Raw genomic sequence first — 23,956 nt, forward strand, 5'->3', positions numbered from 1 at the left:
GAAGATATGAGTGAGATCACCACCGACGACCACGACCGGCAACGGACTTCCGCGGCGCCCGTGGTCGTCGGCGTCGACGATTCAGCCACCGCCATCCGCGCGGCGCAGTGGGCCGCTGTCGTCGCCGACGCCCGGCGCGTTCCGCTGCGGCTGGTCCACGTCGCGGGCCGACATGTCGACGCACCGACGAAGGCGGCAATCCTCGACAGCGCCCGTCGCGCTGTGCTCGACCGGTGGGCACGCACAGCACCCACCCCGGCGCCCGCGATCAGCACGCGGGCGCTGCGCGGGGATCCGGCGACCAGGCTGACCGGCTTGTCGGCGAACGCCTCCGAGGTCGTCGTCGGCAGTGCGAGCCGAACCACGCGGTCGATGCTCGGGTCCGTGGCGACCACGCTGGCGGCGTCGGCGCACTGCCCCGTCGCGGTGATCCGGCCCCCAGCCAGCGGGGCCGCGGCGGTGGGGCCGGTGCTGGTCGTCACCACACCCACGGACAGCGGCGCGTCCCTGGCGCTGTCGGCCGCGATGCGTGCCGCCGCTGAGCGCCGCAGCGAGATGATGGTCGTGACCGTCACCCGACCGGCCGCGCGTACCTCGACGCCTCGCGCCGAGCAGGATATCGAGGCACTGCTGGCCTCTCACGGACGCCACTTCCCCACTGTCCGGGCTCGGCTGGTCACCTACTTCGGCCATACCCGCACCGCCATCGAGAAATTCGGTGCCACAGCGCAATTGGTGGTCACCGCCCGGCACCGCAGACCGTTCTGGCCACAGCTGAGCGGAACCTCGTACCTTGCCCTCCAGCACACTCGTTGCGCGGTCCTGATGGTTCCCGAGCAGCAGGCGCATCCGACCGCCATCGAACGCCTCCGCCTCCGTCGCGCGGCCGACCAGATGATCGGCTGAGTCCTGCGCCCGTGAGCAGAGGCCGCCGCCCATATTCTGCTCGATCCCGACAATCTGCCGATGACCTCGGTCGTCGTCGTTCCTCCGCGCTTCGAGTGAGGGCCGACCACGCCGACGTCGGTGTCAGCCGCACTCGGGAAGCATCAGGTCCTCGATCGGACGACGAGGAGTCATGGTCGGCGCCGCACCGATATCCGGCGCCCATCCCACGCGCAGGAGAGCTTGGGGAAACGCCGTGCCGCCCAGCGCCTCGGTCCGGAGGAAGTCCCGTCGCGACTCGAGCGGCTCTGTGAGCAAGCACGTGGCCAGCCCGATATTGGTGGCGGTCAGCAGCACAGCGCTGACCGCCTCACCGGCACGCAGCCTCGACAGCGCATCGTCGGTCGGTGTGCCGGCCACGAAGAGCTCGGCGTAGTCGACGACCGCAACGTCCGCGCTCTCCGCGGAACCGGCCTCGATCGGCGACCATCGCGGCGCACCTCCGGGAGGCTCCCCAGCGAGCGCAGACCGGCTCGCCGAGAACACCTTCGGGCGAGGCGAGCCCGCGAGGCATTCGCGATCTCTGTCGGAGAGGAGATGCACGACGCCACCCGACGCCGCCGCGCGCTCACGGAACAAGCTCAGGTACCCGGCTGGTATCGGACGCATCTGGTAGGGGCGTTGATCGCTGCGCCGCTCCGTGATCGCCTCGCGCAGCGACTTCTCCAGCATCGTGGCGCGATGCGGTACCCATCGAAGCGACGCCAGAAGCCCGGGTCGGGCAACATCCGGCAGCCGGCGGACGACCGTGGCCCACCCGGCTGCGGCGAAGGCCACGCTCAGATGGTGCAGCGCGATGCCACAGCCCAGCATCGCGTCGCGCGATTCCCGGTCTGTCGCGAACGGCGAATATCGCGGATCCAGGTACAGGTGGACAGCGCGATCGGTCACCCGCCACCGCCACGGCTGGGTGTTGCGCCGGGACGGCGCACGCCCAGCGAGCGTCAGTGCCGCTGTGACGGTGCGGCGGTCGGGCATTGCGGGGTCCATGGGGCGTCGTCCTTTCGTCTGCCTCTCCCACCGTGCCACCGCGCTCCGAGCGAGGTTAGAGCACGAAGGCATCGTCTGAGATGACTTCGGGCCGATACCCGGACCGCCGAGAATCGCGCCAGGACCGCGCCGGACACCTGGGTTTCCGCTCCCGCAGCGAACACCACCCAGGGCCGAAAGACCCCTCGCACGTAGGACCGAAGCCCTTGATGGTGTTGCCTTTCGGCGCGTTGGCACGACCAGAGAAACATGCAACTCTCAGTTACACCTATTTGCGGCCGTCGGCCGCCGAGCCCTGGGAGTGAAATGACCAGCGAGCAGACCTTCGACGAAACCATGAAGACCCTGTCCGAAGCATCGGTCACCGTGCACTTCGACGCCTTCACCGACATCGCCTGGGACAACCCCGACTACGAGATCCGCTGGAACGACCCACGCTGGGTGCTGCCCGACGTGGATCCCCTCGGCAGGCACCCCTGGTACCGGGCCCTTCCCGTCGAACGGCAGATCGCGATCGGCATCTGGCGCCAGGCCAATGTCTGCAAGGTCGGACGCACGTTCGAGGAGATCCTGATCGGCGGGATCATGGCGTTCGCGATCACCCTCCCCAACGGCAGACCGGAGTTTCGCTACATCACGCATGAGGCGACCGAGGAGTGCCATCACACGCAGATGTTCCAGGAGTTCGTCAACCGCTCGGGGGCCGATGTTCCCGGGGCGCGTCGACTGTTCCGTCGGGCGGGGCCGTTCATCTCGCTTGCCGGGCAGTTCACCCCGGCGCTGTTCTGGGCCGGAGTGCTGGCCGGCGAGGAACCGATCGACCACATCCAGAAGGCGTACCTGAGGTCCGATGTCGAGCTGCATCCACTGATCGAGCGGATCATGCAGATTCACGTCGCCGAGGAAGCGCGCCATATCTCGTTCGCGCATCGCTACCTGCGCGAGACCGTCACCACCTACCGGCCCGTCCGCCGGCTGCTGCTGTCGCTGGCATTTCCCCTCATCATGCGGGTGTTGTGTGACGTCATCGTGATCCCGCCGAAGGAGATGACCGATGAGCTCGGCATCCCGAAAAGCGTGATCCGCGAGGCGTTCTGGGACAACGCGGATTCCACCCGGCAATTGCGGGACGTCTTCGCCGATGTCCGCGCCCTGGCGACGGACGCCGGGCTGATGAACCCCCTCGCCCGGCAGGTGTGGCGGTTGCTCGGCATCGACGGTCCGGCATCGCGGTACCGCAGCGAACCCGCGCGCCGTTCGGCCGCCTGAGGCGCGACCCGGTCACCCAGCCGTTGCTTCGCACCGCGTGGGCGCGATCGGGCCGTGCGCCATCACCACACATCAACCTCGACAGGAGTCACACATCATGTCCAGTGAGCCGGAACTTTCACATCCCCAGCACGATTCGGCGGTGGATCTCGACGTGCTCGTGGTCGGCGCCGGACTCTCCGGCATCGCCATGGGCCATTACTTGAAGACGCAGCTGCCGGGCAGGTCCTTCCTGCTGCTGGACGCGCGGGACAGGATCGGTGGCACCTGGGACCTGTTCCGCTACCCCGGCATCCGATCGGATTCCGACCTGCAGACCTACGCCTACGCATTCAAGCCATGGGCCCACGATTCGGCGATCGCGGACGGCGCGGACATCCTCGACTACCTGGCCGAGGCCGTCGACGAGGACGAACTGGCGCCGAACATCCGGTTCGGGCACAAGGTGCTCAGCGCGGACTTCTCGACCGAACAGGCCCGTTGGACGGTGCGCGTGCAGGTGGCGAACGACCGCATCGTCACAATGACCTGCCGATTCCTGTTCAGCGCGGCGGGCTACTACTCCTACGAGCAGGCGCACGCGCCCCATTTCGACGGTCAGGAGAACTTCGCGGGGCCGATCGTCCACCCGCAGTTCTGGCCCGAGGACCTGGACTACCGAGATCGCCGGGTGGTGGTGATCGGCAGCGGCGCGACCGCGGTCACCCTGGTGCCTGCGATGGCCGCGACCGCGGCCCGGGTCATCATGCTGCAACGATCACCGAGCTATGTCCTGCCGCTGCCCGGTACCGACTATCTGGCGGTCGCGCTGCGGACGGTGCTGCCCGGGACTACGGCGTACCGCGTCGCCCGGCGGCTCAACATCGCCCGCCAGCGATTCCTCTGGGAGTTGAGCACACGGCATCCGACAGTGACCCGCCGGATGATCCGCGCGGTGAACAAGGCGCTGTTGCCGCGCGGGTACGAGGTCGACGTCCACTTCAACCCCCGCTACGACCCCTGGGACGAACGGCTGTGCGCGGTCCGGGACGGCGACCTGTTCAGGGCCATCCGTGAGGGGAGAGCCGAAGTGGTCACCGACCACATCGACCGTTTCCTCGAGCACGGCATCGCGTTGACCTCCGGCAGGCGGATCGACGCCGACATCGTCGTCACCGCGACCGGTCTGCGCTTGCTTCCCTTCGGCGGCATCCAGCTGAGCAAGGACGGTGCGCCCATCGACGTCGGCCGGACCATGGCGTTCAAGGGAATGATGCTCAGCGGCGTACCGAACTTCGCCTACGCGATCGGCTACACCAATTCGTCGTGGACGCTGAAGCTGGATCTGGTGTGCGAACACCTGTGTCGCTTGCTGCGACTGCTCGACGAGCGCGGCTACGACACCGTGGAACCGGTCGCCGACAGGTCGGTCGAGCATCGGCCGATGCTCGACTTCCATGCCGGCTACGTACGCCGGGCGGCGGACGCGCTCCCCAAACAGGGCACCTCCGGCCCGTGGACCGTGACGATGACCTACGCCTCCGACCTCGCACGCCTGCGCAACGGCCCGGTCGACGACCCGGCCTTGAAATTCAGCCGGCAGAACGTGGATTCGGCCGTTACCACGCATCGGACTCCATCGGCGGTTCCCGAGATCATGGTCACGGACACTGTGGATAACCGTGAGCTCACGAGGACCGACCGCGCTCCCCGCCGCGACGCCCGGCCGCGGTCAGCGCGGTGAGCGCTGCGCAGCTCACCCATTCGTTCGGCAACCGGTGACTGGTAGGTCCCCAGCTGACCAGGGACGACCCACCGCCGGGGTGCGCGGAGCTGACGCGATAGAACTTGGCCTCCGCGGGAAAACCGCCGTCGGGCAAGCGCTTCGCCTCGACCGCGTCGAGAGCCTCGGCGCAGCGTGGGTCGTCGATCAACTCGGCCTCGGCCAGTACTGTCAGCGCGAACAGGATGTCGTAGTGCCAATAGCACGGGAAGTGCAGCGCGAGAAAGGACCGATCGATGATCGAGCCGTCGGTGCGGCGGCGGAACAGTCGACGGCCGAGGAACAGCTCGGAGGCGCGCAGGACCGCCTCACGAGCCTCACAATCTCGAGTGGTGCGGGCATAGGCATTCAGTGCCCGCAGCGGGACGAGGCTCTCCCCGAAGGACGACACGCGACCGGTCGCTCGCCGATCGCAGTTCCAGCCGCCGTCGGGCCATTGAGCACGGAGCAGACGGGCGGCCAGGCGATCGACCCGCTCGTCGGCCAGCCCCAACCGCAGCAGCGCCCAGATCAGGTTGCCCTCGATCGACGCGTGCAACGTCGGCAGCTTCTGTCCCCGAACCCGGCCCATATGACGCCGCTCGTATTCCGACGACAACACCCAGTCCAAGGCTTGCTCGCGCAGCGGCACCAAGGCGTCGTCACCCGACGGGTACCCGAGCTCGGCCAAGGCGACCAGCACCCAATGCGCCCCCCGCCATTTGGCGCTGTAAGGGTGGAAGGGCAGGGTGCCGTCGGCGAGCCGTTCGGAGAGCAGACGCCCCACGCGCTCGCTGCCGGGTACCGCAGCCACCGCCGCGAGGACCGCGGGATCCCGAGACGGCAATCCGACCACACCGACGAGCGTCCGCCAGCGGATGGACGGCTCCCCGGAGCGGAGCAGTCGTGCGACGATCGGGTCCGGTTCGATCGGCATCCTCAGTGCCTCCGTACGGCCGGTTCCGCCGCCGCCCACTGAGCAGATCGGCGGCGAAACGGTGTCGACGACTGTGCCCGGTCGCTGGTGCCGTCCGGCGCGAGAAGCACCAGGCCGATCGGGAACAGCGCCGGAAAACCCACCACCACGTCGACGACGCGCATCTACACCGCCGCAGGGGTGAGGAGGCCGTAGTGCCCGTCGTAGCGGTGATACAGCACTCGGCCGCGACCCCGCTCCGGGTCACGGAAGAACACGAACGGCCATCCCGTCACCTCCAACCGGTCGACGGCGGCGTCGACACCGAGCTCGGGTGGGCGCGCGGAACTGATCGAGACGGCTTCTCTACCCCCGATCACCTGGTCAGGCCGTGGGTCGAGCTGCGCCAGGCGAAGCCCCGTGGGACCCGACCGGTACAGGACGCTGTCGAGGCCGCTTCCGGATTCGGTGAACAGGTGGAAGTCGTAGTCCAGCAACGCCATATCGAACGCCGCCTCGTCACAGGTCTCCGCCGCGAGGGCGAACGACTTGCGGCGCAGAATCTCACGCTCCTCGATGGGGCGCGGAAAGTAGGGCAGGCGTTGCCGAGGGGCGGCCCCGTGATGCCAGCCCGTCGTGTCCGCGGGCAGGCGATCACCACCGCGCTGCGCTTCCCAGCGCCGCGACAAGCGCTCCAGCCGAACACGCAACCGATCCGCCAGCGCATCGATGGCTTCGCGAGTGGTCGCGGCCGTCACCTGCGCGCGCACCGCGACTCCGGCCATGTTCACATTCGCTTGCGCCATGATCGGCTCCACGACCGCCGGGTCCGCGTGACCCACGAGCCGAACCCGCACCGACAGCACCGGTTCCGACGCTGACCGCAATGCGCAGCCGATCTTCTCGCGCGCGTACTCCGTCGCCGCGGCGGACACGTGCCGCCCCAACGAGATCCGCACAGTCGCCTCCGGCGATTCCGTGCTCTGCAGCATGGCGTTCTCCTTCTGTCTCACCTGATCAGACTCGCCGACCCGGGCGCGCGCGGGCAGGGCCCCAATACCGGCCGACTCAGCGCATTGGGCACAGATTCGGAGGTCTTTCGTCACTCCCCCGACCGACAGCAGGCAGTGCCGCTGCCGGTCCTCGCTCGCTCCGGGTGGCGACTCGCGTTCTTCTCCGCCTGGTGGCTCTTCGTCGATTCGGCCCTGGCACCGGCTCCGACACCATCGGTGCGACATCATCGCGCCGGTCCGGCCGAGCGGTGTCAGGCGCGCCTCGAGTAGATGAAGAGCCGTGCGGCCCGGCAGACACGGACTTCCGGCACTTCTCGCCGCTCCCCCCGACATTCCAGACTGTGACACCGGCCGAGTCCCACCAGGAGGTACCCATGTCGCTCGCCCGTGGCGAAGACCCCGCTCCCCTGCCGCTCGACGACGGCGCCGAATCAGCGACGACGGTGCGCTGGCCGGAACCGAGTCCGCTCCAGGGATGGTGGAACGAGGTGATGAGCTCGGCCGGAGGAGGTCCGAAGCGGCCGTCCGAATGGGCATGACGGAACCCGCGGTGTTTCTCGAGGCCGCTCGCCACCTCGGCGTTCTCCCACCGCCGGTCCGGACCATCGGCCGACGGCGATGCCGAGGTCAGGCCGTCGCCGCTGCCCGGTGGTCGATCCACGCGTTGTAGCCGCCGACCAGGTCGCTGACCTGTTCGACGCCCAGCGAACGGAGCAGCGACGCGGCAACGCTCGAGCGCCAGCCACCCGCGCAGTGCACCACGATCGGCACACCCGTGGGCAGCTCCCCGATCCTGGACCGCAACTGCGCCAACGGGATCGAGGTCGCTTCGGGAATGTAGCCGAACTCCCGCTCGCCGGGGTTGCGGACATCGACGAGGGCGACCCGGTCGGCGTCGAGTAGCTGTCGCAGCTGCTCGACGGTTGTCCTCGGTGCGGCTTGCACGAGATCCGTCAGTTCAGCCGGGAAGACTCCGCCGTGGTCGACTGTGAAGTACCCGACCGCCTCGTCGGACCCGATGCGCGCCAGTCGCAGCGCCGCGTTCTGTTCTTCGCCGGGATAGGCGATCAGCACGATCCGGTCGCCGATCTCGGCCACCATGCCGCCGGTTTCGGCGAAGCGGCCGTCGAAACCGACGTTCACCGATCCGCGCAGGTGCCCGGCAGCGAAGTCCTCCGGGGTGCGGGCATCGAGAACGATCGTGCCGGAAGCCAATTCGTCGCGAACCTGTCGCGCGGTGAAGGACGGAACGGCGCGGCTCGGATCCAGCACGGCACGGTTGCCCTTGTTGAGGGCGGCGTCGACATGGAAGTACTCCGGGACGGCCGGCTGACCGTGGGTGATCAAAGCGACGAAGGATTCCTCACTCATCGGCTGCACCGACGGATTGGTTCTACGCTGCTCCCCGATCGTCGAGGTCAGCTCTGCGGAGAGGTTCTTTCCGCACGAGGAACCCGCGCCGTGTGCGGGCATGACGATCACCGAATCCGGCAGCGTCAGCAGTGTTTCGTGGATGGTGCGGTACATCGCCCTGGCGAGGTCGGCGGTGGAGCCGTCACCGAGGTTGACCAGGTCGGGTCGGCCCACGTCCCCGATGAAGAGCGAGTCACCGGTCAGCACCGCCGTCGGCCGGGCCGTCGGGTTTTCACGCACCAGCAGGCTGATCGATTCCCAGGTGTGCCCGGGAGTGGACAACACCTCCAACTCGACCTCGCCCAGCGAGACGCGTTCGCCGTGCGCGAGCCGGCGAATCGGGTAGGCGGTCTCGGCCGCGGCACCGAATCCGATCCACGCACCGGTCGCGTCGAGCAGCTCGAGGTGCCCGGAGACGAAGTCCGCGTGGAAATGCGTGTTGATCACGCCTTCGATCGTCAGCCCGAATCGCCGCGCGTCGTCGAGATACTCGGTGACGTCGCGCCGCGGATCGACGACGACGGCCCGTCCGGAGCTCTCGTCGCCGATCAGGTACGAGGCATGGGACAGGCATTCGAGGTAGTACTGCTCGAGAATCATCACGCTTCCTCCATTCCGCGACGACACGTTCTCGCTGCCGCTGTGGACAGATTGCCACATACCCCCTAGGGTATGCAAGTACCCCCCGGGGTATCTTGATGTCAGATCTCTACATCTCCGAGGAGGAGCTCATGTGCTACCCGGTCACCTGTTCGACCTGCAAGAAGACCACATGGGGCGGCTGCGGATCGCATGTCGCCAGCGTGATGAATTCGGTGCCCGCATCGCGCCGGTGCACCTGCGAGACACACGCCGACCGCGCCGGTAACCGCGGAATCTTCGGCCGCATCCTGGGCCGCTGACCACCCGAGCCGGGCGCGCGATGAGCCACCGGGTCGAGTGACAACCGGCGGCACCGCTCGCCCTGCCGCCCTCGCTGTCAATTCCCCACTCTCCAGGGGCAGATCCCGCCCGAAAATATACCCCCTCCCGTATAAGGAGCCTCGCATTGAGCAGCAACACCACATCCGCCGGTGAACTGTCGCCGACGACATCGAAACCCGAGCACGGATCCGCCCCGCCGGGGATCCCCGGCGGGGCGCTGGCCCGCTGGGGTGCGCGGATGGCCACGCACACGAAGTGGGTCTTCGGTGTGTGGTTGATCGCGCTGGTCGCCCTCGGCGCCGCGGCGCCGGGCGTGTTCAACTCCCTGGCGGGCGCCGGCTGGCAGGCCAACGGCTCGGAGTCGGTGCGCGTCCGCGAGCTGGCACAGCAGCACTTCGGCGGGAATTCCTCCGCCGCGGTGCAGGTGGTCGTGCACTCGGATTCCGTGCCGGTTTCGGATCCGTCGATGCAGCAGGTCCTCGCCGAGGCGATCGCCCTGCTCCAGGGCGACGACCGCTTCGGCGACGTCATCGCCCCCCAGCCCGGGATGACGATCAGCCCGGACGGTCATACCGGCGTCTTGATCGCCGGCTCCGCCGCGAGCACGGACGAGATGGTCAAGGCGGTCGACGACCTCGGGCACAAGCTGACCGCGCTGTCGACGGCGGACATCGAGGTCTATCCCACCGGCGCTTCCGCACTGTGGAGCGAGTTCAACAAGGCCAACCACGACGCCATGATCAAGGCGGAGATGCTCTCCTGGCCGGTGACACTGGCGATCATGGTGCTCGCGTTCGGCTCACTGGTCGCCGCGGGCCTGCCACTGCTGCTGACCCTCGCAGGTCTGGTGGCCTCCGCCGGCGGCCTGGTGCTGCTCAACTCGGCCACCCCGATCTCGGTGTGGGCGATGAATTTCGCCATGATGTTCGCCCTGGCGCTCGGCATCGACTACGCCCTCTTCATCGTCGCGAGGTTCCGCGATGCGCTGCGAAAGGCCGCAGATACCCCTGCCGCCGTCGCCGAGACGATGGACACCGCAGGCAAGGCGGTCGTCCTGTCCGGCTTGACCGTGCTGGTGAGCCTGTCCGCCGTGTTGCTCGTCCCCGCACCCGCGGTGCGGACCATGGCCGTGGGCATCATGCTCGCCGTCGCATTCGTGCTCGCCGCGACGCTGACCCTGCTCCCGGCGGCACTGGGCGCACTCGGCCCGAAGATCAACGCTGGATCGCTGCCGTACGCCACCCGCCAGCAGCACCGGTCACCCCGGTTCGAGTCCTGGGGAAATCTGCTGCACAGGCACCCCTGGCCCTTCGCCATCGGCTCCCTCCTGGTGCTGACGGCGTTGGCGCTGCCGGTACTCGGCCTGAAGGTGGCCATGCCCTCGATACAGGTCGTGCCCGCCGACGCTTCGGTGCGCCAGGGATACGAACTGATTCAGGCTCAGATGGGCGAGGGCGCGCCCGGTATGTACCAGATCATCGCCCCCGCAGCCGATGCCGAGGCTACCGCCGCCACCGCCAGGACGACCGAGGGCATCGCCATGGTCACACCGCCGATGCCGAGCGCGGACGGCTCCGATCATGTGATGCTCCAGGCGATCCCGGCCGTCGACCCGTCGGATGCGGAGATGGGCGCGATCCTCGATCGCTTGCGCGCCGATCTGCCGTCGCAGGCGCTGGTCGGCGGCGCCCCGGCGGAGAACCTCGACCTCCAGCAAGCCCTCGACGACTACCTGCCGGTGATCATCGGCGTCATCCTCGTGCTCGGCTTCGCACTGCTGCTGGTCGCGCTCCAGGCTCCGCTCATCGCCATCCTCGGGACCGTGGTGAGCCTGCTCTCGACCGCGGCGGCGTTCGGCGTGGCCAAGCTGATCTTCCAGGACGGCCACGGCGCGAGCCTGCTCGGGTTCACCCCGCAAGGCTTTCTGGACGGCTGGGGGCCGGTGTTCTTCTTCGCGATGATCTTCGCCATCGCGATGGACTACACGGTATTCCTGCTCGCGACCGCCAAGGAGCACTATGAGGAATCCGGTGATCCGCACGTCGCGCATGTCATGGGTCTGGCTCATTCGGGCCGCATCATCGCGGCCGCCGCCGCGGTGATGGTCGCGGTGTTCTTCACCTTCGCGCTCGCGGAGCCGCTGCCGCCCAAGGAGATGGGAATCATCCTCGGCGTCGCCGTGCTGCTGGACGCGGTGTTCATCCGCCTGATCCTGCTGCCGGTGCTGCTGCGCTTGACCGGCCACGCCGCCTGGTGGTCACCGGCCTGGCTGCGGCGCGCCTTACCGAAGGTCAGCTTCTCGCACGGCTGACGCGAACGGGGTATGTGTGGTGCGGGTTACCCCACCACACATACCCCCTAGGGTATACTTGAGGTCCGTCCCAGAAAGGATTCGCCATGGTCGGAAATGACGAGAGTATCGCGCTGGTACTCAACCGCCTGCGCCGCGCGCACGGGCAGCTCGCCGGGGTGATCTCGATGATCGAGAACGGGCGCGACTGCAAAGACGTGGTCACTCAGCTCGCAGCTGTGTCCCGCGCATTGGACAAGGCGGGGTTCAAGATCGTGGCCAGCGGACTACGCGAATGCCTGGCCGGCGACGCCACGGACGGCAAGGAACCCATGAGTGAAGCAGAGCTGGAAAAGCTCTTCCTCGCCCTCGCCTGACGACAAGGAAGGTGAACCCGGTGGGAAACCTACCCCGACATCAGGGCTGGACTGTCGAACGAGTTGTGCCACTCATGGCCGGAGCGATCGTGCTGGTGAGCGTGGCCTCGGCCCTCGTCTTCACGCCCTGGTGGCTGCTGCTCACGACCTTCGTCGGCGTCAATCTCGTCTTCTACGCCGCCGTCGGCTGGTGCCCCGCCAGTCTGATCATGGAGAAGGTCGGACTCGAACGCGCCGGCTGCCGAGTCCGACCTACCGGCCACTAGCCCAGTGCAGAACCCGGACCAACCAGAACGGAGACCATCGATGAACCTCGCGCTGTCCACCACGTTGACGACATCGTTCGCCGAAGCGGTCACCCGCACCCGAGCGGCGTTGCAGGAACAAGGGTTCGGTGTACTCACCGAGATCGACATGCAGGCCACCTTGAAGGCCAAACTCGACGCGGACATGGAGCGCTATCTGATCCTCGGTGCCTGTAACCCGCCACTCGCGCACCGCGCGGTGGAGGCGAACCGGCAGATCGGACTGCTGCTGCCCTGCAATGTGGTCGTCCGGGAGGACGCGGCCGTGCCGGGCACCGTTGTGGTCGAGGCGATGAATCCGCAGCTGCTCGTCCAGGTCACCGACCAACCCGCCCTCGCGCCGATCGCCGACGAGGCGGGCCGCCGCCTGCAGGCCGCGATCGACGCACTGACCACCGGCGATCGAGCGCGCTAGCGCGAGCGTCCGACGAGGACATCACGACACCCGCGTCCAGAAGGAGACATCGTTGACGATCCTCGTCTCCGTGCTGCTGGGTGCTGTCATCGGCATCCTGCTCGGCCTCCTCGGCGGCGGCGGGTCGATTCTCGCCGTGCCAGGGCTCGTCTACGGACTGGGGATTCCGCTCGGCCAGGCGGTGCCGATGTCGCTGCTCGTCGTCGGCGTTTCCGCACTGGTCGGCGCCATCCCCAAGATCCGGTCGGGTCTCGTGCAGTGGCGAGTCGCGGGCGTGTTCGCCGTGACCGGACTTCCTGCCGCGTTCGCGGGAAGCGCCGTGAACCGCTACCTTCCCCCTGCGCTGACCCTCGCCGGATTCGCCGTGGTCATGATCGCCGCTGGAACCCGGATGCTCGCGAGTGACGACAGCATCGGTACCGCGTGCCGGGTCGACGGATCGACCATCAATTGGCGCCGCTGCGCCTCCCGTGCCGTGCCCGTCGGACTCGGCGTCGGCTTTCTGACCGGACTGTTCGGGGTCGGCGGCGGCTTCCTCATCGTCCCTGCCCTCGTCCTCCTGCTCGGCATCGAGATGTCGGTCGCGATCGGCACATCCCTGGTGATCGTCACCGCCAATTCGGCCTCCGGGCTGCTCGCCTACCTCGGTGATCTCAGCCTCGACTGGCGCGTCGCCGCGGCGTTCACCGCGACCGCCATCGGCGGATCGCTCGTCGCGGGCCGGTATGGACAGCGGGTCGACGTCGCACGGCTCCAGCGGTGGTTCGCCTTCCTGATCTTCACCGTGGCGGCCTTCGTCATCATCGAAGTGCACTTCCTCCGTTAGCGGCCGCACCGAACCGGTCGTCGGGCCGTCAGCGGTTCGCGATGTCGGGTGCGGCGAGGTTGGCCCGCCGTTCGTCCGACCCGCCCGATCGCCGGGCGGGTTCGGCAGAGGCGCGCTCGCTGGGTCGCTCCGGCCGACGTGACCGAGGGCATTTGGTCCTCACCAGACAGGCGTAATGGCCGTCCCGGAGAAGGGCCCGTCCCGAGCACACTGGCCGCTATGACCTATGGACAAGCCCCCGCGGTCCCCAGCCGGTGGACTATCCGGGCAGGGATTCAGCTGGCGTGCCGCGTCCCGTCGATCCACAACACCCAGCCGTGGCGATGGGACTTCGACAGTTCGCGACTGTCACTGCGCCGCGACCCCGACAGGTCCGGCTATTTCGATCGAGTGCGCCGCTTCCGGGTTGCCGACCTGCGCGCTGACCCAGATCACCGAACTCGTCGCGGGTCGACGACTGCTCAGCAGCCTCATCGGCCATCCCCGGTCCCCAGGTCGTCCTGCGCATCGGTCCGGCACCTGACGACCGGCGACCACCACCCACACCCCGTCGACCTCTCTCCGACGTGCTCGGTGGGAGTAAGTAGCTCACCAGGAGGCACAATCATGTCCACCTTCGAACAACGCAAGACTCGACGCGCGCTACGCGCGGGCCTCGTCGGCACTGCCGGATTCGTGGCGCTGTGGGCCTTCGTGGGCGCCCTCGGTCTCGTCGGCGGTGGCGTCGACCTCGGCGACGAGATCGCCGCCCGCCTCCCGTTCAGCAGTCAGATCCTCGCCGGACTGCTCCTGGCCACGATCGTCGGAGTGCCGATGGCGGCTACCGCGGCCCTCGGGGTGCGCGCCGACCCCAGGACGGCGATCGTCGGGTCGTACAGCGGCCTTCTGCTGGTCGGCTGGGTCACGCTGCAGCCGTTCATCATCGGCCGGTTCAACTGGCTGCAGCCAGTATTCGGGCTGCTCGGCGTCGCCGTGTGCCTGCTCGCCTACCGGCTGCGTCGGCCGAGTGCGCGCGCCGGCTTCTCCCCGCCCCTCCCGTACGGATCGTCGCCGGCATGACGGGCCACAGGCGTCGCTGCTCGAACTGGGGTGCCCTGGCTCATCCCGACGGTGCCGCCGATACCGAGGTGTCCCGGTGAAGACATCGCGGCGGGACAGGCCGGTCATGGCCGGCGTCGACAACTCCCAGCTCGCCCTGGCAGCAGTTCGATGGGCTGCCGAGGAAGCGAGTCTGCAGCACGTGCCGTTACACCTGGTGCACGCCATCGGGACAGGATGGGACCTGGGCTCTCGGCTGGGCGAAGTGGGCCTGCACCACCAGTCATACCTGGACGAGGGCATCGCCGCGCTGGCCGCCGCCGAGCGCGAGGCACGGCGAGTCGCCGGAGCGAACACCATCGATATCTCGACCGAGCTCACGTGGCCTGCCCCCGTGCGGGCACTCAGCAAGAGGTCGCGCTCGGCGCGGCTGCTCGTGCTCGGGACTCGCGGAATGGATGCCTTCGACCGGGCGGTTCTCGGCTCGGCCAGCGCCGCGCTCGTCCGGCGCTCGATGTGTCCGGTGGTCGTCGTTCCCGCCGCCCCGGCGCCCGAGCGCTCCCGTTCCATCCTGGTCGGCATCGATGGGTCCGCGGCCAGTGCGCACGCGGTGGAGGTCGCGTTCGCACAGGCCACGGCGCGCGGCGTCGACGTGGTCGCCTTGCTGGCGTGGACCCGAACCGGCGACGACCCGGCAGCGCTGGACGAGGCTCAGCAGGCGCAAGCCACGTTGTCGGCGTGTCTCGCCGGATACGCCCAGGAGTTTCCGCACGTCAGGGTGCGGCGGATCCTCGCCGAGGGCGATCCCGCCCAGCGGCTCCTCGACGCGGCCGAAGACGCGCAGTTGATCGTCGTCGGCAGCCGGGGCCGCGGCGGGATCGCCGGGTTCACCCTCGGATCGGTGAGCCGTACGGTACTCGACAATGCGCCGGTACCCGTTATCGTTGCGCGCCCACGATCGGGCGATCACCATCGATCGCACGGCGCGCGACCGCACCGTAGGCTGCAACTGTCACAGGAAACGAAAGGTCCGCACCCATGGTCAAGGTCTTTTTGGTCGACGATCACGAAATCGTTCGACACGGCGTAGCCGATCTCATCGACCTGGAGCCCGACCTCGAGGTCATCGGCGAGGCCGGCACCTGCTCGCAGGCGCTGGCTCGCATCCCCGCGCTGTGTCCGGACGTCGCCGTGCTCGATGTCCTGCTCCCGGACGGCAACGGCATCGAGCTCTGCCGTGAACTGCTCTCGGCGAACCCCGCGCTGCGGTGCCTGATCCTCACCTCGTTCACCGACGAACAAGCCATGCTCAACGCCATTCTGGCCGGCGCCAGCGGCTATGTCATCAAAGACATCAAGAGCCTCGAGCTGATCACCGCCATCCGCGACGTCAGTGCTGGTAAGTCCCTGCTGGACAATCGCGCCGCGGCCGCCCTCATGACCAAGCTGCGCACCGAAGCGGCGGGGAAGACAGGCCCCTTGGCCACCCTCACCGAACAGGAACGCACCCTGCTCGCCCTGCTCGGCGAGGGTTTGACCAATCGGCAGATCGCCGCGCGCATGTACCTGGCGGAGAAGACCGTCAAGAACTACGTCTCCCGACTGCTGACCAAGCTCGGGGTCGAACGCCGCACTCAAGCAGCTGTCATGGCATCGAAACTCGACGAGTAGGGACGATATGTCGCCCTGCGCCGGGCACACGCGACAATGGCTCGCCGTGAAACAATGTCGCCCGTGAGCGAATACGGTCTGGACTCTACGAATGGCCCGCAGGTAGGGGTCACCGAGACGCTGTCGCAATTGCGGCTGCGAGAGCTACTCGGCCAGGTCCAGGACCGTATCGCGCAGATCATCGACGTGCGCGACAACATGGACCGGCTGATCGAGGCGATGCTCGTCGTCACTGCGGGACTCGATCTCGACGACACACTGCGCTCGATCGTGCACACCGCCATCGAACTCGTCGATGCCCAGTACGGCGCCCTCGGTGTCCGCGAGACCGACAAGACCAGCAACCAACTCGCGGAGTTCGTCTACGAAGGTATCGACGACCGGACCAGAGTCCTCATCGGTGACCTGCCCCGCGGTCACGGTGTGCTGGGACTCCTCATCCAGGAGCCGACGCCGATCCGGTTGACCAGGTTGTCCGATCATCCCTCCTCCGTCGGCTTTCCCCCACACCACCCGCCGATGAACACATTCCTCGGTGTGCCCGTCAAGGTCCGGGACGAGATCTTCGGGAATCTCTACCTCACCGAGAAGGCCGGCGGTCAGGAATTCACCGACGACGACGAGGTGGTCGTGCAGGCACTGGCCGCCGCGGCGGGCATCGCCATCGCCAATGCCCGCCTGTACGAGGAATCCCGCGTCCGCCAGCAATGGCTCGAAGCGACCAGGGACGTCACGACCGAACTACTCGCCGGCGGCGAGCCGAAGGAAGTCCTCGACCTGGTCACCCAGCGGGCCCTCACCCTCACACAATCCGCGTGCACATTCGTCGCGCTGCCCGAGGATCCCGACGTGCCACCCGAGGAAGTGTCCGAATTGGTGGTGATCGCCGCGGCGGGGGTCGACGCCGAAGCGATCATCGACCAGCGTCTCGCCGTCGACGATTCCCAGTCCGGTGCCGCGTACCGCTCCGATGAGATTGTCGTCTCCGACAAACTCCCCTACAACTTGTTCTCCCCGGCCAGGACCCGCTTCGGGCCCGCCGTGGTGGTCCCGTTGCGGGTGGGTTCCTCGGTGATCGGCGTCCTCACGACCATCCGCCCCGCCGACTCCCCGGCCCTGGACGAGACCACTACGGCCATGCTCGCCGCCTTCGCCGATCAAGCCGCCCTGGTCCTCCAGCTGTCCGATACCCAGCGACGTATGCGCGAACTCGACGTGGTGTCCGACCGCGACCGGATCGCACGGGGCCTGCACGATCACGTCATCCAGCGGCTGTTCGCCGTCGGACTGTCCCTGCAGGGCACGATGCAGCGAGCGCGGACTCCGGAGGTCAAGTCGCGGCTGATGGAGACCATCGACGATGTGCAATCCATCGTCCAGGACATCCGACACTCGATCTTCGACCTGCAGAGCAACAACACCGCCGATTCCTCGAAGTACCGCAAGCATCTGCACGGCATCATCGTCGACACCACCGCCGACACCGGGCTGCGTACCACCGTCCGGCTCGCCGGGCCCGTCACCGTGTTGGCCCCGCCGCTGTCCGACGATGTCGAAGCGGTCCTGCGCGAAGCGGTGAGCAACGTGGTCCGCCACGCCCAGGCCAGTCTGGTCGCGGTCGAACTCCGCGTTGGCGACGAGGTATCGATCGAAGTCGCCGACGACGGTGTCGGCGTTCCCGACGACATCTCGCGCCGCAGTGGATTGGCAAATCTCGCCGTCCGGGCCGAGCGGGCGGGCGGGTCCTTTCACCTCGACAACCGCCCCGAAGGTGGAACCGTCCTGCGCTGGACAGTTCCGCTTCCCTGATCACCCGGCCCAAGGGCCGGTTGGTCCTCATTCCGAGGCCGGAGGTCTCTACCCCGGGTGCGCCGCGAGGCGGACGCTTCATGCATCACCAAGATGCGTGTGCGCCGCCGGTACCGGGAGACAAACCATGACCACACCGACCATCGACGATTCGCGCACCCCAACCACGGTGCCGACCCCCATCTTCCCGAACCTGAGCGGGATGCCACCACGCGACCTGTCCAGGTCGCGGCCGACGGAGCGCGCGACCGCCTCGTCCGGGTGGTCCGCCGGACCCTGATTCCCGGCTCGGCCCACCTAGCCTCAGCAAGCCGTCGTGGGGCAGGCCGAGCCCACGCCGAACCCTCCGTACGTCTTCCGGTTACCCGGCTCACAAAATTGGTATCTCGAATACGAATTATTGTAGGTTCGGGCCATGCAGCTCACCCGCTTCACCGACCTCGGACTTCGCGTTGTCATGCGGCTCGCGGTGACCTCGGACGATCGGCCGGGCAGCCGCGAGGTCGCCGACGAACTGGCGGTGTCCTACGCCCACATGGCGAAAGTGATCACCCGGTTGGCCGAACTCGGAATCGTGGACGCCCGGCGCGGACGGCGCGGCGGTCTCGCCATCACCGAGCTCGGCCGCACCGCTTCGGTCGGCTGGCTGGTGCGGCGGCTCGAAGGCGAGAGCGAAGTCGTCGAATGCGACGGAGCCACCCCGTGCCCGCTGCGGGCGAACTGTCTCCTGCGGTCGGCCCTGCGCACCGCGCAGGAGTCCTTCTTCGCCTCCCTCGACGCCCTCACGATCGAGGACCTCACCCGAACCCCCACCCGCACAGTTCTTCTCGCCCTCCCCCGCGTGGGCGACACCCACTTAGACACCGCCACAACGAACGGAGAATGACATGCTCTCGGCCCCCGCGAAAGAGATCATCCGCGCCACCCTGCCCGCAGTCGGCGCCGCCATCGGCGATATCACCGCCCTGTTCTACCGCAGGATGTTCGCCGCGCACCCCGAACTCGAACGCGACCTGTTCAACCGCGGCAACCAGCGGCAGGGCGACCAGCAGAAGGCGCTCGCCGGCGCCATCGCCGCCTTCGCCGCGCTGCAACTCGAACCGGATCAGGACCGGGTGGACCTCATCCTCTCGCGGATCGCGAACAAGCACGCCTCCTTGGGAATCCGGCCCGAGCAGTACCGGATCGTGCACAAGCATCTCTTCGATGCCATCGCCGAGGTACTCGGTGACGCCGTCACCGCCGAGGTCGCGACGGCCTGGGACGAGCTGTACTGGCTGATGGCCGACACGCTCATCGCGATGGAAGCCGGACTGTACCGGGCAGCGGGCGTCGCCGACGGTCACGTCTGGCGGCAGACGCGGGTGCGCGAGCGCCGCCAGGAGTCGGCCGACGCCGTCTCCTTCGTGCTCACCTCGCTCGACGGCGCGCCGCTGCCGTCCTTCGCACCGGGCCAATACCTGTCGGTGGGTGTCCGCCTCGAAGACGGCGCCCGCCAGATCCGTCAGTACAGCCTGTCCTCGGCGCCCTCCGCCGGAGACTGGCGCATCACCGTCAAGCGCGTCGACCCGCACACGCTGCCCGACGAGTCGATCGCCCCCGCCGGCGAGGTCTCGAACTTCCTGTACCGCAACGTCTTCGAGGGTGACATCCTCGACGTGACCACCCCCTTCGGAGATCTGGTACTCGCGGACGACGACGCGCCGCTGCTGCTGATCTCCGCGGGCATCGGCTGCACCCCGATGATGGGCATGCTCGGTCACCTCGCCGACACCGCCGACCCCCGCCCCGTCTCGGTGGTCCACGCCGACCGCGCGCCCAGCAGCCACGCCCACCGCGCCGAGCTGGCCGAACTCGTCGACCGGCTGCCCCTCGCGGTCATGCACCGCTGGTATGAAGATCTCGGCGCCCGCCGACCCGAAGACGGGCTCCGGGAGGGCCGCGCCGACCTCGGCGAGATCGCCATCGCCGACGGCACCCGCGCCTACCTGTGCGGACCGCTGCCCTTCATGCTCAGCGTGCGCGAGGCGCTCCTGGACAAGGGTGTGGCGGCTGAGAACATCCACTACGAGGTCTTCGGACCGGATCGCTGGGCGCCGGCCCCCGCGTAGATGTCGCACATCGACGAGGTGGGGACACCGAGGTGGCGCGACACCGACGCCAGGCGCCTCAGCGAACCGTTTCGGTCAGCTCGCCTGTTTCCAGCAGGGTCTTGAGGTCGGCAAGGACACGCGGCCAGCCCTGGCCGATGCTCTCCAGTACCGCGCTGCCCGGCAGGAATCCGTCGTGGACCACGGTGAGTTTCACGAGGCCGCCCGTGTCCTCGAGGTCGAAGGCCACCCTGGAGCGCGGTTCGGATGTCCCGCCGTGGCAGGTCGTGGTGCGATGCCAGGTGTAGACAAGGCGGCGGTACGGATCGGCTTCCAGGACAACCTGTTCGGGGTCGTCGGCGACGGTGCCGTCGCCAGCCGTCACGACGATGGTCGAGCCGGGCCGCCAGTCCGACTCGAAGGTATAGCCGGCCCAGTACCTGCGGGTGAAGGCCGGTTCGGTGAGGGCCTGCCAGAGCAGTTCCGGGGTGGTCCGGATGTAGGTGGTGTAGACGAATTCGTGGGTGCCGGTCGCGTCCATGTGGGTCCGTTCCAAGGCATGTTTCAGATCCGAGAGGGCCTCGACGCGGGCCCGGTCGTACTGATTGATCCAGCGTTGCGCGATCTCGTTGATCGGCGCCAGGTTGAGGTAGTGAACCTTCTCTCGGCCCCGCCGGACGGGGGTGACCAGGTTCGCCCGCTCCAGGATCGCGAGGTGCTTGCTCACCGACTGCCGGGCCATGTCCAGGCCGGCGCACAGTTCACGCAGCGTCTGCCCGTTGTGAGCGTTGAGGTCGTCCAGGAGCCGGCGGCGGGTCGGATCGGCCAGTGCCCGGAAGACGTCGTCCACCGTCGGTCAGTTCCAGCTGCTGGCGGGGGGCATCGCGGCGACGGGCTGCCAGCCGCCGTGCTCCAGCCCGTTCTTCAGACTGAACAGGAACTGCCCCCAGCGAGTGGAACAGTGGTGCATGAACTCCACCGGCTCACGCCAGTTCGCATGGGTGAACTTCACGACCGTCTCCTCCGCCACCGGTCCGGGATAGATGTCGAAGGTGATCGTAGTGCCGACCCACTCGCCCGGCCCATCCATACATTCCCACACCACGCGCCGCCCTGGGACGAGCTCGACCACCCGCACAGTGAGGATCGGCTCGTCGCCGTCGCCGAACTCGAGCGCGTGCTCGGGGTCGCCGCTGGCGGACATCCACCACTTCGACACTCCGCTTGGCGTGCTGACGGTGTCGTAGACCTTCTGCTGTGGGGCGAAAACCCCCACACGGTGCCGGATATCGGCCATGGCGAGCCTCCTCTGCAATAGGCAGCCAATCAGCTGCCCATACAATTTAGGCAGCCAATCGGATGCATGTCAACGGCATCGCAGGCCTGCCGGGTATCGATCATGGGGGCAGGGACGCTGAGCCAGCGGCTGGACGGAAGGCTCGGAGAACCATCTGTGCAGCGGTTCGATCGGTGTTGGTCGGCGCCGACGCTTCATCCCACGTCCGGCAGCGGGGTCCTCGTCCGCATCGCGTGTCCCCACCCTCTTCGACTCGGAATCCCGTCGGTCAGCTCAGGCGGCGGTCGAACACCTGGCTACTCACACCCGCGGTCGGCTCCACGGTGATCACGCGAAGATTCACGGCGTCGACACTCAGGTCCATGACCATGAATCCCAGCTCGTGCTGGGTTTCGAAGAGGGCCGGGTGCGCCGACTCCGAGTGGGTGGCGGAGAGCCCGGTCGCGGTCTTGCTCGCCGCGCCCGAGATGATCTGTCGGGTGCCTTTGGTCGCGGCGGTCGGTTCGAGGACCTGGAGGGTGTGGTCGTGACCGGAGAGCAGGAAGGAGACCTTGCCCAGCACATGGTCTTCGAGGAACCGTTTGACGTGCACACCGTTGATCGGTTCGATCGCCAGCCCTTCGTAGCGGCCCGCGTCCCCGTGTGGTCCGTTGCTGAGATACGGCTGGTGGGTGCAGGCGATCTTCCACCGCGCGGTCGACTCGGCCAGCGCGCGGTCGAGCCAGGCGCGCTGCTCGTTCATGTAGGGACCGTCCACCGACCAGTACGGTTCCAGCAATGGTGGCAGGTAGGCCGCGAGCGGGTTGACATCGAGGATGAACAACTCCAGCACGGGGTTCTGTTCGGGCACGCACACCGAGTAGTAGCGGCTCGGCATCCACCAGCGTGCGGATTTGGCGTGATACTCGACTTCGTGGTTGCCGCGGGTCAGCCAGCCGCCGTCGCCGGGGAACACCCCGGAGGTGTCGTGGTTGCCGAGCACCATGGCCCACGGAAAGTCCAGGCCCGCATTGGGATCCTCGAATTTCGTGGTGAATTGGACGTCGTCGGGGGCGTGCGGGCCGGATTCGTAGATGTTGTCGCCGAGGCCGACTGCCATGGTGAACGGCTCGCGGGCGTGAAACTGCCGCGCCGCGTCCGCGACCGCCCATTGGGTGCGGGTACCGGTGCCTGCGTCGCCGGTGATCAGAAGACGCGCGGTATCGACAGCTCGCGGCGCGAACTTCGGCACTTCGGCGGCGACGGCCGCCGCGGGTGTCAGGCCGGCAAGGGTGATCCCTGCGACGGCGCCGGACAGAACGTCGCGGCGGCTGATGCCGGACCGGGTTGAATGCGTCATGGAGGTGGGTGTTTCCTGTCCGGGATCGGGTGCGACTTCAGCGCACTGAACGAATCGGCGCCACGGCCAGCGCGCCGAGTACCGACAGCACGGCGCCGACGACGAAGAGGGCGGTATAGCCGCCCAGGCTGACGACGGCGGAAGCGACGAAGGGACCGAGGATCTGGGGCCCCGCGTTGGCGATATTGAGCACGCCCATATCGCGGGCGGCATCCTCGGCCTTCGGGAGCACCATGGTGACCAGGGCGGTGTCGACAGCCATGAAGCAGCCGAACGCCAGACCATTGACCGCGGCGAAGGCCATCATGCCGGGCCAGGTCGGGCTGATCACCGGGATCATCTGGGCCGCGGCCGCCAGCGCCGCGGAGAGCGCGACGAAGAGCTTTCGGCGGTTCAGCCGATCGGAGAGCACTCCGCCCACCACGGTCGAGAAGGCCATGGTGACAGCGGAGATGGTCGCGAGGACGGCCACACCATCGGCCGGATCCAGCCCCTCGGGCAGCCGGGTGTGGTCCTGGAGAATGTAGAGCTTGTAGCCCACGACCGCGAAGTAGCCCAGCACCAGCAGCGCTCGTCCGATGAACGCCCATCGAAAGTCGTGCTCGCGCAGCACATTCAGGAAGACAGTCACCTGTTCTCGCCATGGCACGGACGCTGTGACCTGCCTCCGCTGTTCGCGGGCGCCGGAGGTGAACAGCACCGCCGCCACCGCGACCAGCGTACCGAGCACAAGATATCCGGTGCGGAAATGCTCGGCGAACACCGAGGCGATCAGCACGCCCGAGACCGATCCGACGGGCAACCCGAGACCAACCGCGGCCGAGGCGATCCCGCGCCTTTCCACCGGCACCCGGTCGGGCACCACCGAAGTCAGCGCGGCCTGATAGACGTTCATGACCGCCTGCCCGAGGCACCAGGCGATGGCGACCAGAAGCACCGTGTTCACACTGCCCAGCAGGGCCATCGCCGCGATCGCCGCGAGCCCGGCCCCCAGGATCCAGGGATTGCGGCGGCCGGAGCGATCCGACAGTGCACCCGCGACCGGATTGAACACCGTCGCGAAGATCGCTGCCACGCCTGCGACCAGCCCGAGGTTGGCGACCTTGTCGGCGGGATCGATTCGTTCGATCTGCAAGGGCAGCAGCACCCCGGCGACACCGGTGTACAGCGCGTACATGGCGGTGTTGGCGGTGAACAGCAGTGACAACAGGCGCCGGTCGGAAGGGACTGCGGCAGAGGTATTCTCGCCGATGCTGTGGTCGGTCTCAGGAAAGGTCACGTGGTTCCA

Annotated in this window: 25 protein-coding genes; 15 read left to right on the forward strand and 10 right to left on the reverse strand. The window is 67.9% G+C overall.

Going from position 1 to position 23,956, the window contains the following annotated elements; all coding sequences use genetic code 11:
- Positions 1 to 6: 6 nt before the first annotated feature.
- Entirely contained in the window at positions 7 to 906 is a 900-nt protein-coding gene (locus ACIO52_RS21635; RefSeq protein WP_402646189.1) for a universal stress protein, read from the forward strand.
- A gap of 123 nt (positions 907 to 1,029) precedes the next feature.
- On the opposite strand, the gene ACIO52_RS21640 is transcribed toward ACIO52_RS21635, so the two are convergent.
- The gene (locus ACIO52_RS21640; protein WP_402646191.1) at positions 1,030 to 1,935 is read right to left on the reverse strand and encodes an NAD(P)H nitroreductase; all 906 of its coding nucleotides are present in this window, start codon (positions 1,933 to 1,935) and stop codon (positions 1,030 to 1,032) included.
- Between the two features lie 249 nt (positions 1,936 to 2,184).
- Here ACIO52_RS21640 and ACIO52_RS21645 point away from each other — a divergent pair, with 249 nt between their 5' ends.
- Complete coding sequence (locus ACIO52_RS21645) at positions 2,185 to 3,204, forward strand: diiron oxygenase (RefSeq protein ID WP_402646194.1); 1,020 nt, start codon at positions 2,185 to 2,187, stop codon at positions 3,202 to 3,204.
- A gap of 97 nt (positions 3,205 to 3,301) precedes the next feature.
- Positions 3,302 to 4,927: a flavin-containing monooxygenase gene (locus tag ACIO52_RS21650; protein ID WP_402646196.1), complete on the forward strand. Its 1,626-nt coding sequence runs from the start codon at positions 3,302 to 3,304 to the stop codon at positions 4,925 to 4,927.
- Here ACIO52_RS21650 and ACIO52_RS21655 read toward each other — a convergent pair.
- The 4 genes from ACIO52_RS21655 to ACIO52_RS21670 form a co-directional block, all read right to left on the reverse strand.
- Positions 4,872 to 5,882: a hypothetical protein gene (locus tag ACIO52_RS21655; protein ID WP_342800402.1), complete on the reverse strand. Its 1,011-nt coding sequence runs from the start codon at positions 5,880 to 5,882 to the stop codon at positions 4,872 to 4,874. The two genes, ACIO52_RS21650 and ACIO52_RS21655, sit on opposite strands and share 56 nt — an antisense overlap.
- A 2-nt stretch (positions 5,883 to 5,884) precedes the next feature.
- Positions 5,885 to 6,046 carry a hypothetical protein gene (locus ACIO52_RS21660; RefSeq protein ID WP_402646199.1) on the reverse strand — a complete coding sequence of 54 codons (162 nt, stop codon included), beginning with the start codon at positions 6,044 to 6,046 and terminating at the stop codon, positions 5,885 to 5,887.
- The gene (locus ACIO52_RS21665) at positions 6,047 to 6,853 is read right to left on the reverse strand and encodes a sigma 54 modulation/S30EA ribosomal C-terminal domain-containing protein (RefSeq protein WP_402646201.1); all 807 of its coding nucleotides are present in this window, start codon (positions 6,851 to 6,853) and stop codon (positions 6,047 to 6,049) included. It lies immediately after the preceding gene.
- A 648-nt stretch (positions 6,854 to 7,501) separates the two neighbouring features.
- The gene (locus tag ACIO52_RS21670; RefSeq protein ID WP_218719044.1) at positions 7,502 to 8,887 is read right to left on the reverse strand and encodes a rhodanese-like domain-containing protein; all 1,386 of its coding nucleotides are present in this window, start codon (positions 8,885 to 8,887) and stop codon (positions 7,502 to 7,504) included.
- Positions 8,888 to 8,985: 98 nt separating this feature from the next.
- Between ACIO52_RS21670 and ACIO52_RS21675 the strand changes: the two genes are divergently transcribed.
- The 6 genes from ACIO52_RS21675 (at position 8,986) to ACIO52_RS21700 (ending at position 13,424) form a co-directional block, all read left to right on the forward strand.
- The gene (locus tag ACIO52_RS21675; RefSeq protein ID WP_402646205.1) at positions 8,986 to 9,189 is read left to right on the forward strand and encodes a hypothetical protein; all 204 of its coding nucleotides are present in this window, start codon (positions 8,986 to 8,988) and stop codon (positions 9,187 to 9,189) included.
- A gap of 146 nt (positions 9,190 to 9,335) precedes the next feature.
- Positions 9,336 to 11,522 carry an MMPL family transporter gene (locus ACIO52_RS21680; RefSeq protein ID WP_342800399.1) on the forward strand — a complete coding sequence of 729 codons (2,187 nt, stop codon included), beginning with the start codon at positions 9,336 to 9,338 and terminating at the stop codon, positions 11,520 to 11,522.
- A gap of 86 nt (positions 11,523 to 11,608) precedes the next feature.
- Entirely contained in the window at positions 11,609 to 11,878 is a 270-nt protein-coding gene (locus ACIO52_RS21685; protein WP_402646208.1) for a metal-sensitive transcriptional regulator, read from the forward strand.
- A 20-nt stretch (positions 11,879 to 11,898) separates the two neighbouring features.
- Positions 11,899 to 12,144: a DUF2892 domain-containing protein gene (locus ACIO52_RS21690; protein ID WP_218719042.1), complete on the forward strand. Its 246-nt coding sequence runs from the start codon at positions 11,899 to 11,901 to the stop codon at positions 12,142 to 12,144.
- Between the two features lie 40 nt (positions 12,145 to 12,184).
- Positions 12,185 to 12,598 (forward strand): DUF302 domain-containing protein, encoded by a 414-nt coding sequence (locus ACIO52_RS21695; protein ID WP_402646211.1) that lies wholly within the window; start codon positions 12,185 to 12,187, stop codon positions 12,596 to 12,598.
- A gap of 52 nt (positions 12,599 to 12,650) precedes the next feature.
- Entirely contained in the window at positions 12,651 to 13,424 is a 774-nt protein-coding gene (locus ACIO52_RS21700; protein WP_402646214.1) for a sulfite exporter TauE/SafE family protein, read from the forward strand.
- 348 nt (positions 13,425 to 13,772) lie between these two features.
- Here the strand turns inward: ACIO52_RS21700 and ACIO52_RS21705 are convergent, their stop codons facing one another.
- Complete coding sequence (locus ACIO52_RS21705) at positions 13,773 to 13,898, reverse strand: hypothetical protein (protein WP_255587935.1); 126 nt, start codon at positions 13,896 to 13,898, stop codon at positions 13,773 to 13,775.
- 132 nt (positions 13,899 to 14,030) lie between these two features.
- Here ACIO52_RS21705 and ACIO52_RS21710 point away from each other — a divergent pair, with 132 nt between their 5' ends.
- The 6 genes from ACIO52_RS21710 to ACIO52_RS21735 all read left to right on the forward strand — a co-directional run bounded on the left by ACIO52_RS21710 (position 14,031) and on the right by ACIO52_RS21735 (position 20,053).
- Positions 14,031 to 14,483, forward strand: coding sequence for a hypothetical protein (locus tag ACIO52_RS21710; protein WP_402646218.1), 453 nt, complete (start codon positions 14,031 to 14,033; stop codon positions 14,481 to 14,483).
- Positions 14,484 to 14,589: 106 nt separating this feature from the next.
- Positions 14,590 to 15,552: a universal stress protein gene (locus ACIO52_RS21715; protein WP_402646220.1), complete on the forward strand. Its 963-nt coding sequence runs from the start codon at positions 14,590 to 14,592 to the stop codon at positions 15,550 to 15,552.
- The gene (locus ACIO52_RS21720) at positions 15,501 to 16,133 is read left to right on the forward strand and encodes a response regulator transcription factor (protein WP_218719037.1); all 633 of its coding nucleotides are present in this window, start codon (positions 15,501 to 15,503) and stop codon (positions 16,131 to 16,133) included. Before ACIO52_RS21715 ends, ACIO52_RS21720 begins: the two co-directional genes overlap by 52 nt.
- Before the next feature lie 54 nt (positions 16,134 to 16,187).
- Entirely contained in the window at positions 16,188 to 17,942 is a 1,755-nt protein-coding gene (locus ACIO52_RS21725; RefSeq protein ID WP_218719036.1) for a GAF domain-containing protein, read from the forward strand.
- A gap of 415 nt (positions 17,943 to 18,357) precedes the next feature.
- On the forward strand, positions 18,358 to 18,828 hold the full coding sequence (locus tag ACIO52_RS21730) for an RrF2 family transcriptional regulator (protein WP_402646224.1): 471 nt from the start codon (positions 18,358 to 18,360) through the stop codon (positions 18,826 to 18,828).
- A gap of 1 nt (position 18,829) precedes the next feature.
- A complete protein-coding gene (locus tag ACIO52_RS21735; RefSeq protein WP_402646227.1) occupies positions 18,830 to 20,053 on the forward strand; it encodes a globin domain-containing protein in 1,224 nt (407 codons plus the stop codon).
- Between the two features lie 58 nt (positions 20,054 to 20,111).
- On the opposite strand, the gene ACIO52_RS21740 is transcribed toward ACIO52_RS21735, so the two are convergent.
- The 4 genes from ACIO52_RS21740 to ACIO52_RS21755 all read right to left on the reverse strand — a co-directional run bounded on the left by ACIO52_RS21740 (position 20,112) and on the right by ACIO52_RS21755 (position 23,947).
- Positions 20,112 to 20,882 carry an ArsR/SmtB family transcription factor gene (locus tag ACIO52_RS21740; protein WP_402646230.1) on the reverse strand — a complete coding sequence of 257 codons (771 nt, stop codon included), beginning with the start codon at positions 20,880 to 20,882 and terminating at the stop codon, positions 20,112 to 20,114.
- Between the two features lie 6 nt (positions 20,883 to 20,888).
- On the reverse strand, positions 20,889 to 21,329 hold the full coding sequence (locus ACIO52_RS21745; RefSeq protein ID WP_402646233.1) for an SRPBCC domain-containing protein: 441 nt from the start codon (positions 21,327 to 21,329) through the stop codon (positions 20,889 to 20,891).
- A 268-nt stretch (positions 21,330 to 21,597) separates the two neighbouring features.
- Positions 21,598 to 22,668, reverse strand: a complete 1,071-nt coding sequence (locus ACIO52_RS21750; RefSeq protein WP_218719030.1) for a metallophosphoesterase — start codon at positions 22,666 to 22,668, stop codon at positions 21,598 to 21,600.
- Positions 22,669 to 22,705: 37 nt separating this feature from the next.
- On the reverse strand, positions 22,706 to 23,947 hold the full coding sequence (locus ACIO52_RS21755) for an MFS transporter (protein ID WP_402646236.1): 1,242 nt from the start codon (positions 23,945 to 23,947) through the stop codon (positions 22,706 to 22,708).
- Between the last annotated feature and the right edge of the window lie 9 nt (positions 23,948 to 23,956).

This window comes from Nocardia sp. NPDC087230 (assembly GCF_044744725.1).
GTDB classification, from domain to species: Bacteria; Actinomycetota; Actinomycetes; order Mycobacteriales; family Mycobacteriaceae; genus Nocardia; species Nocardia canadensis.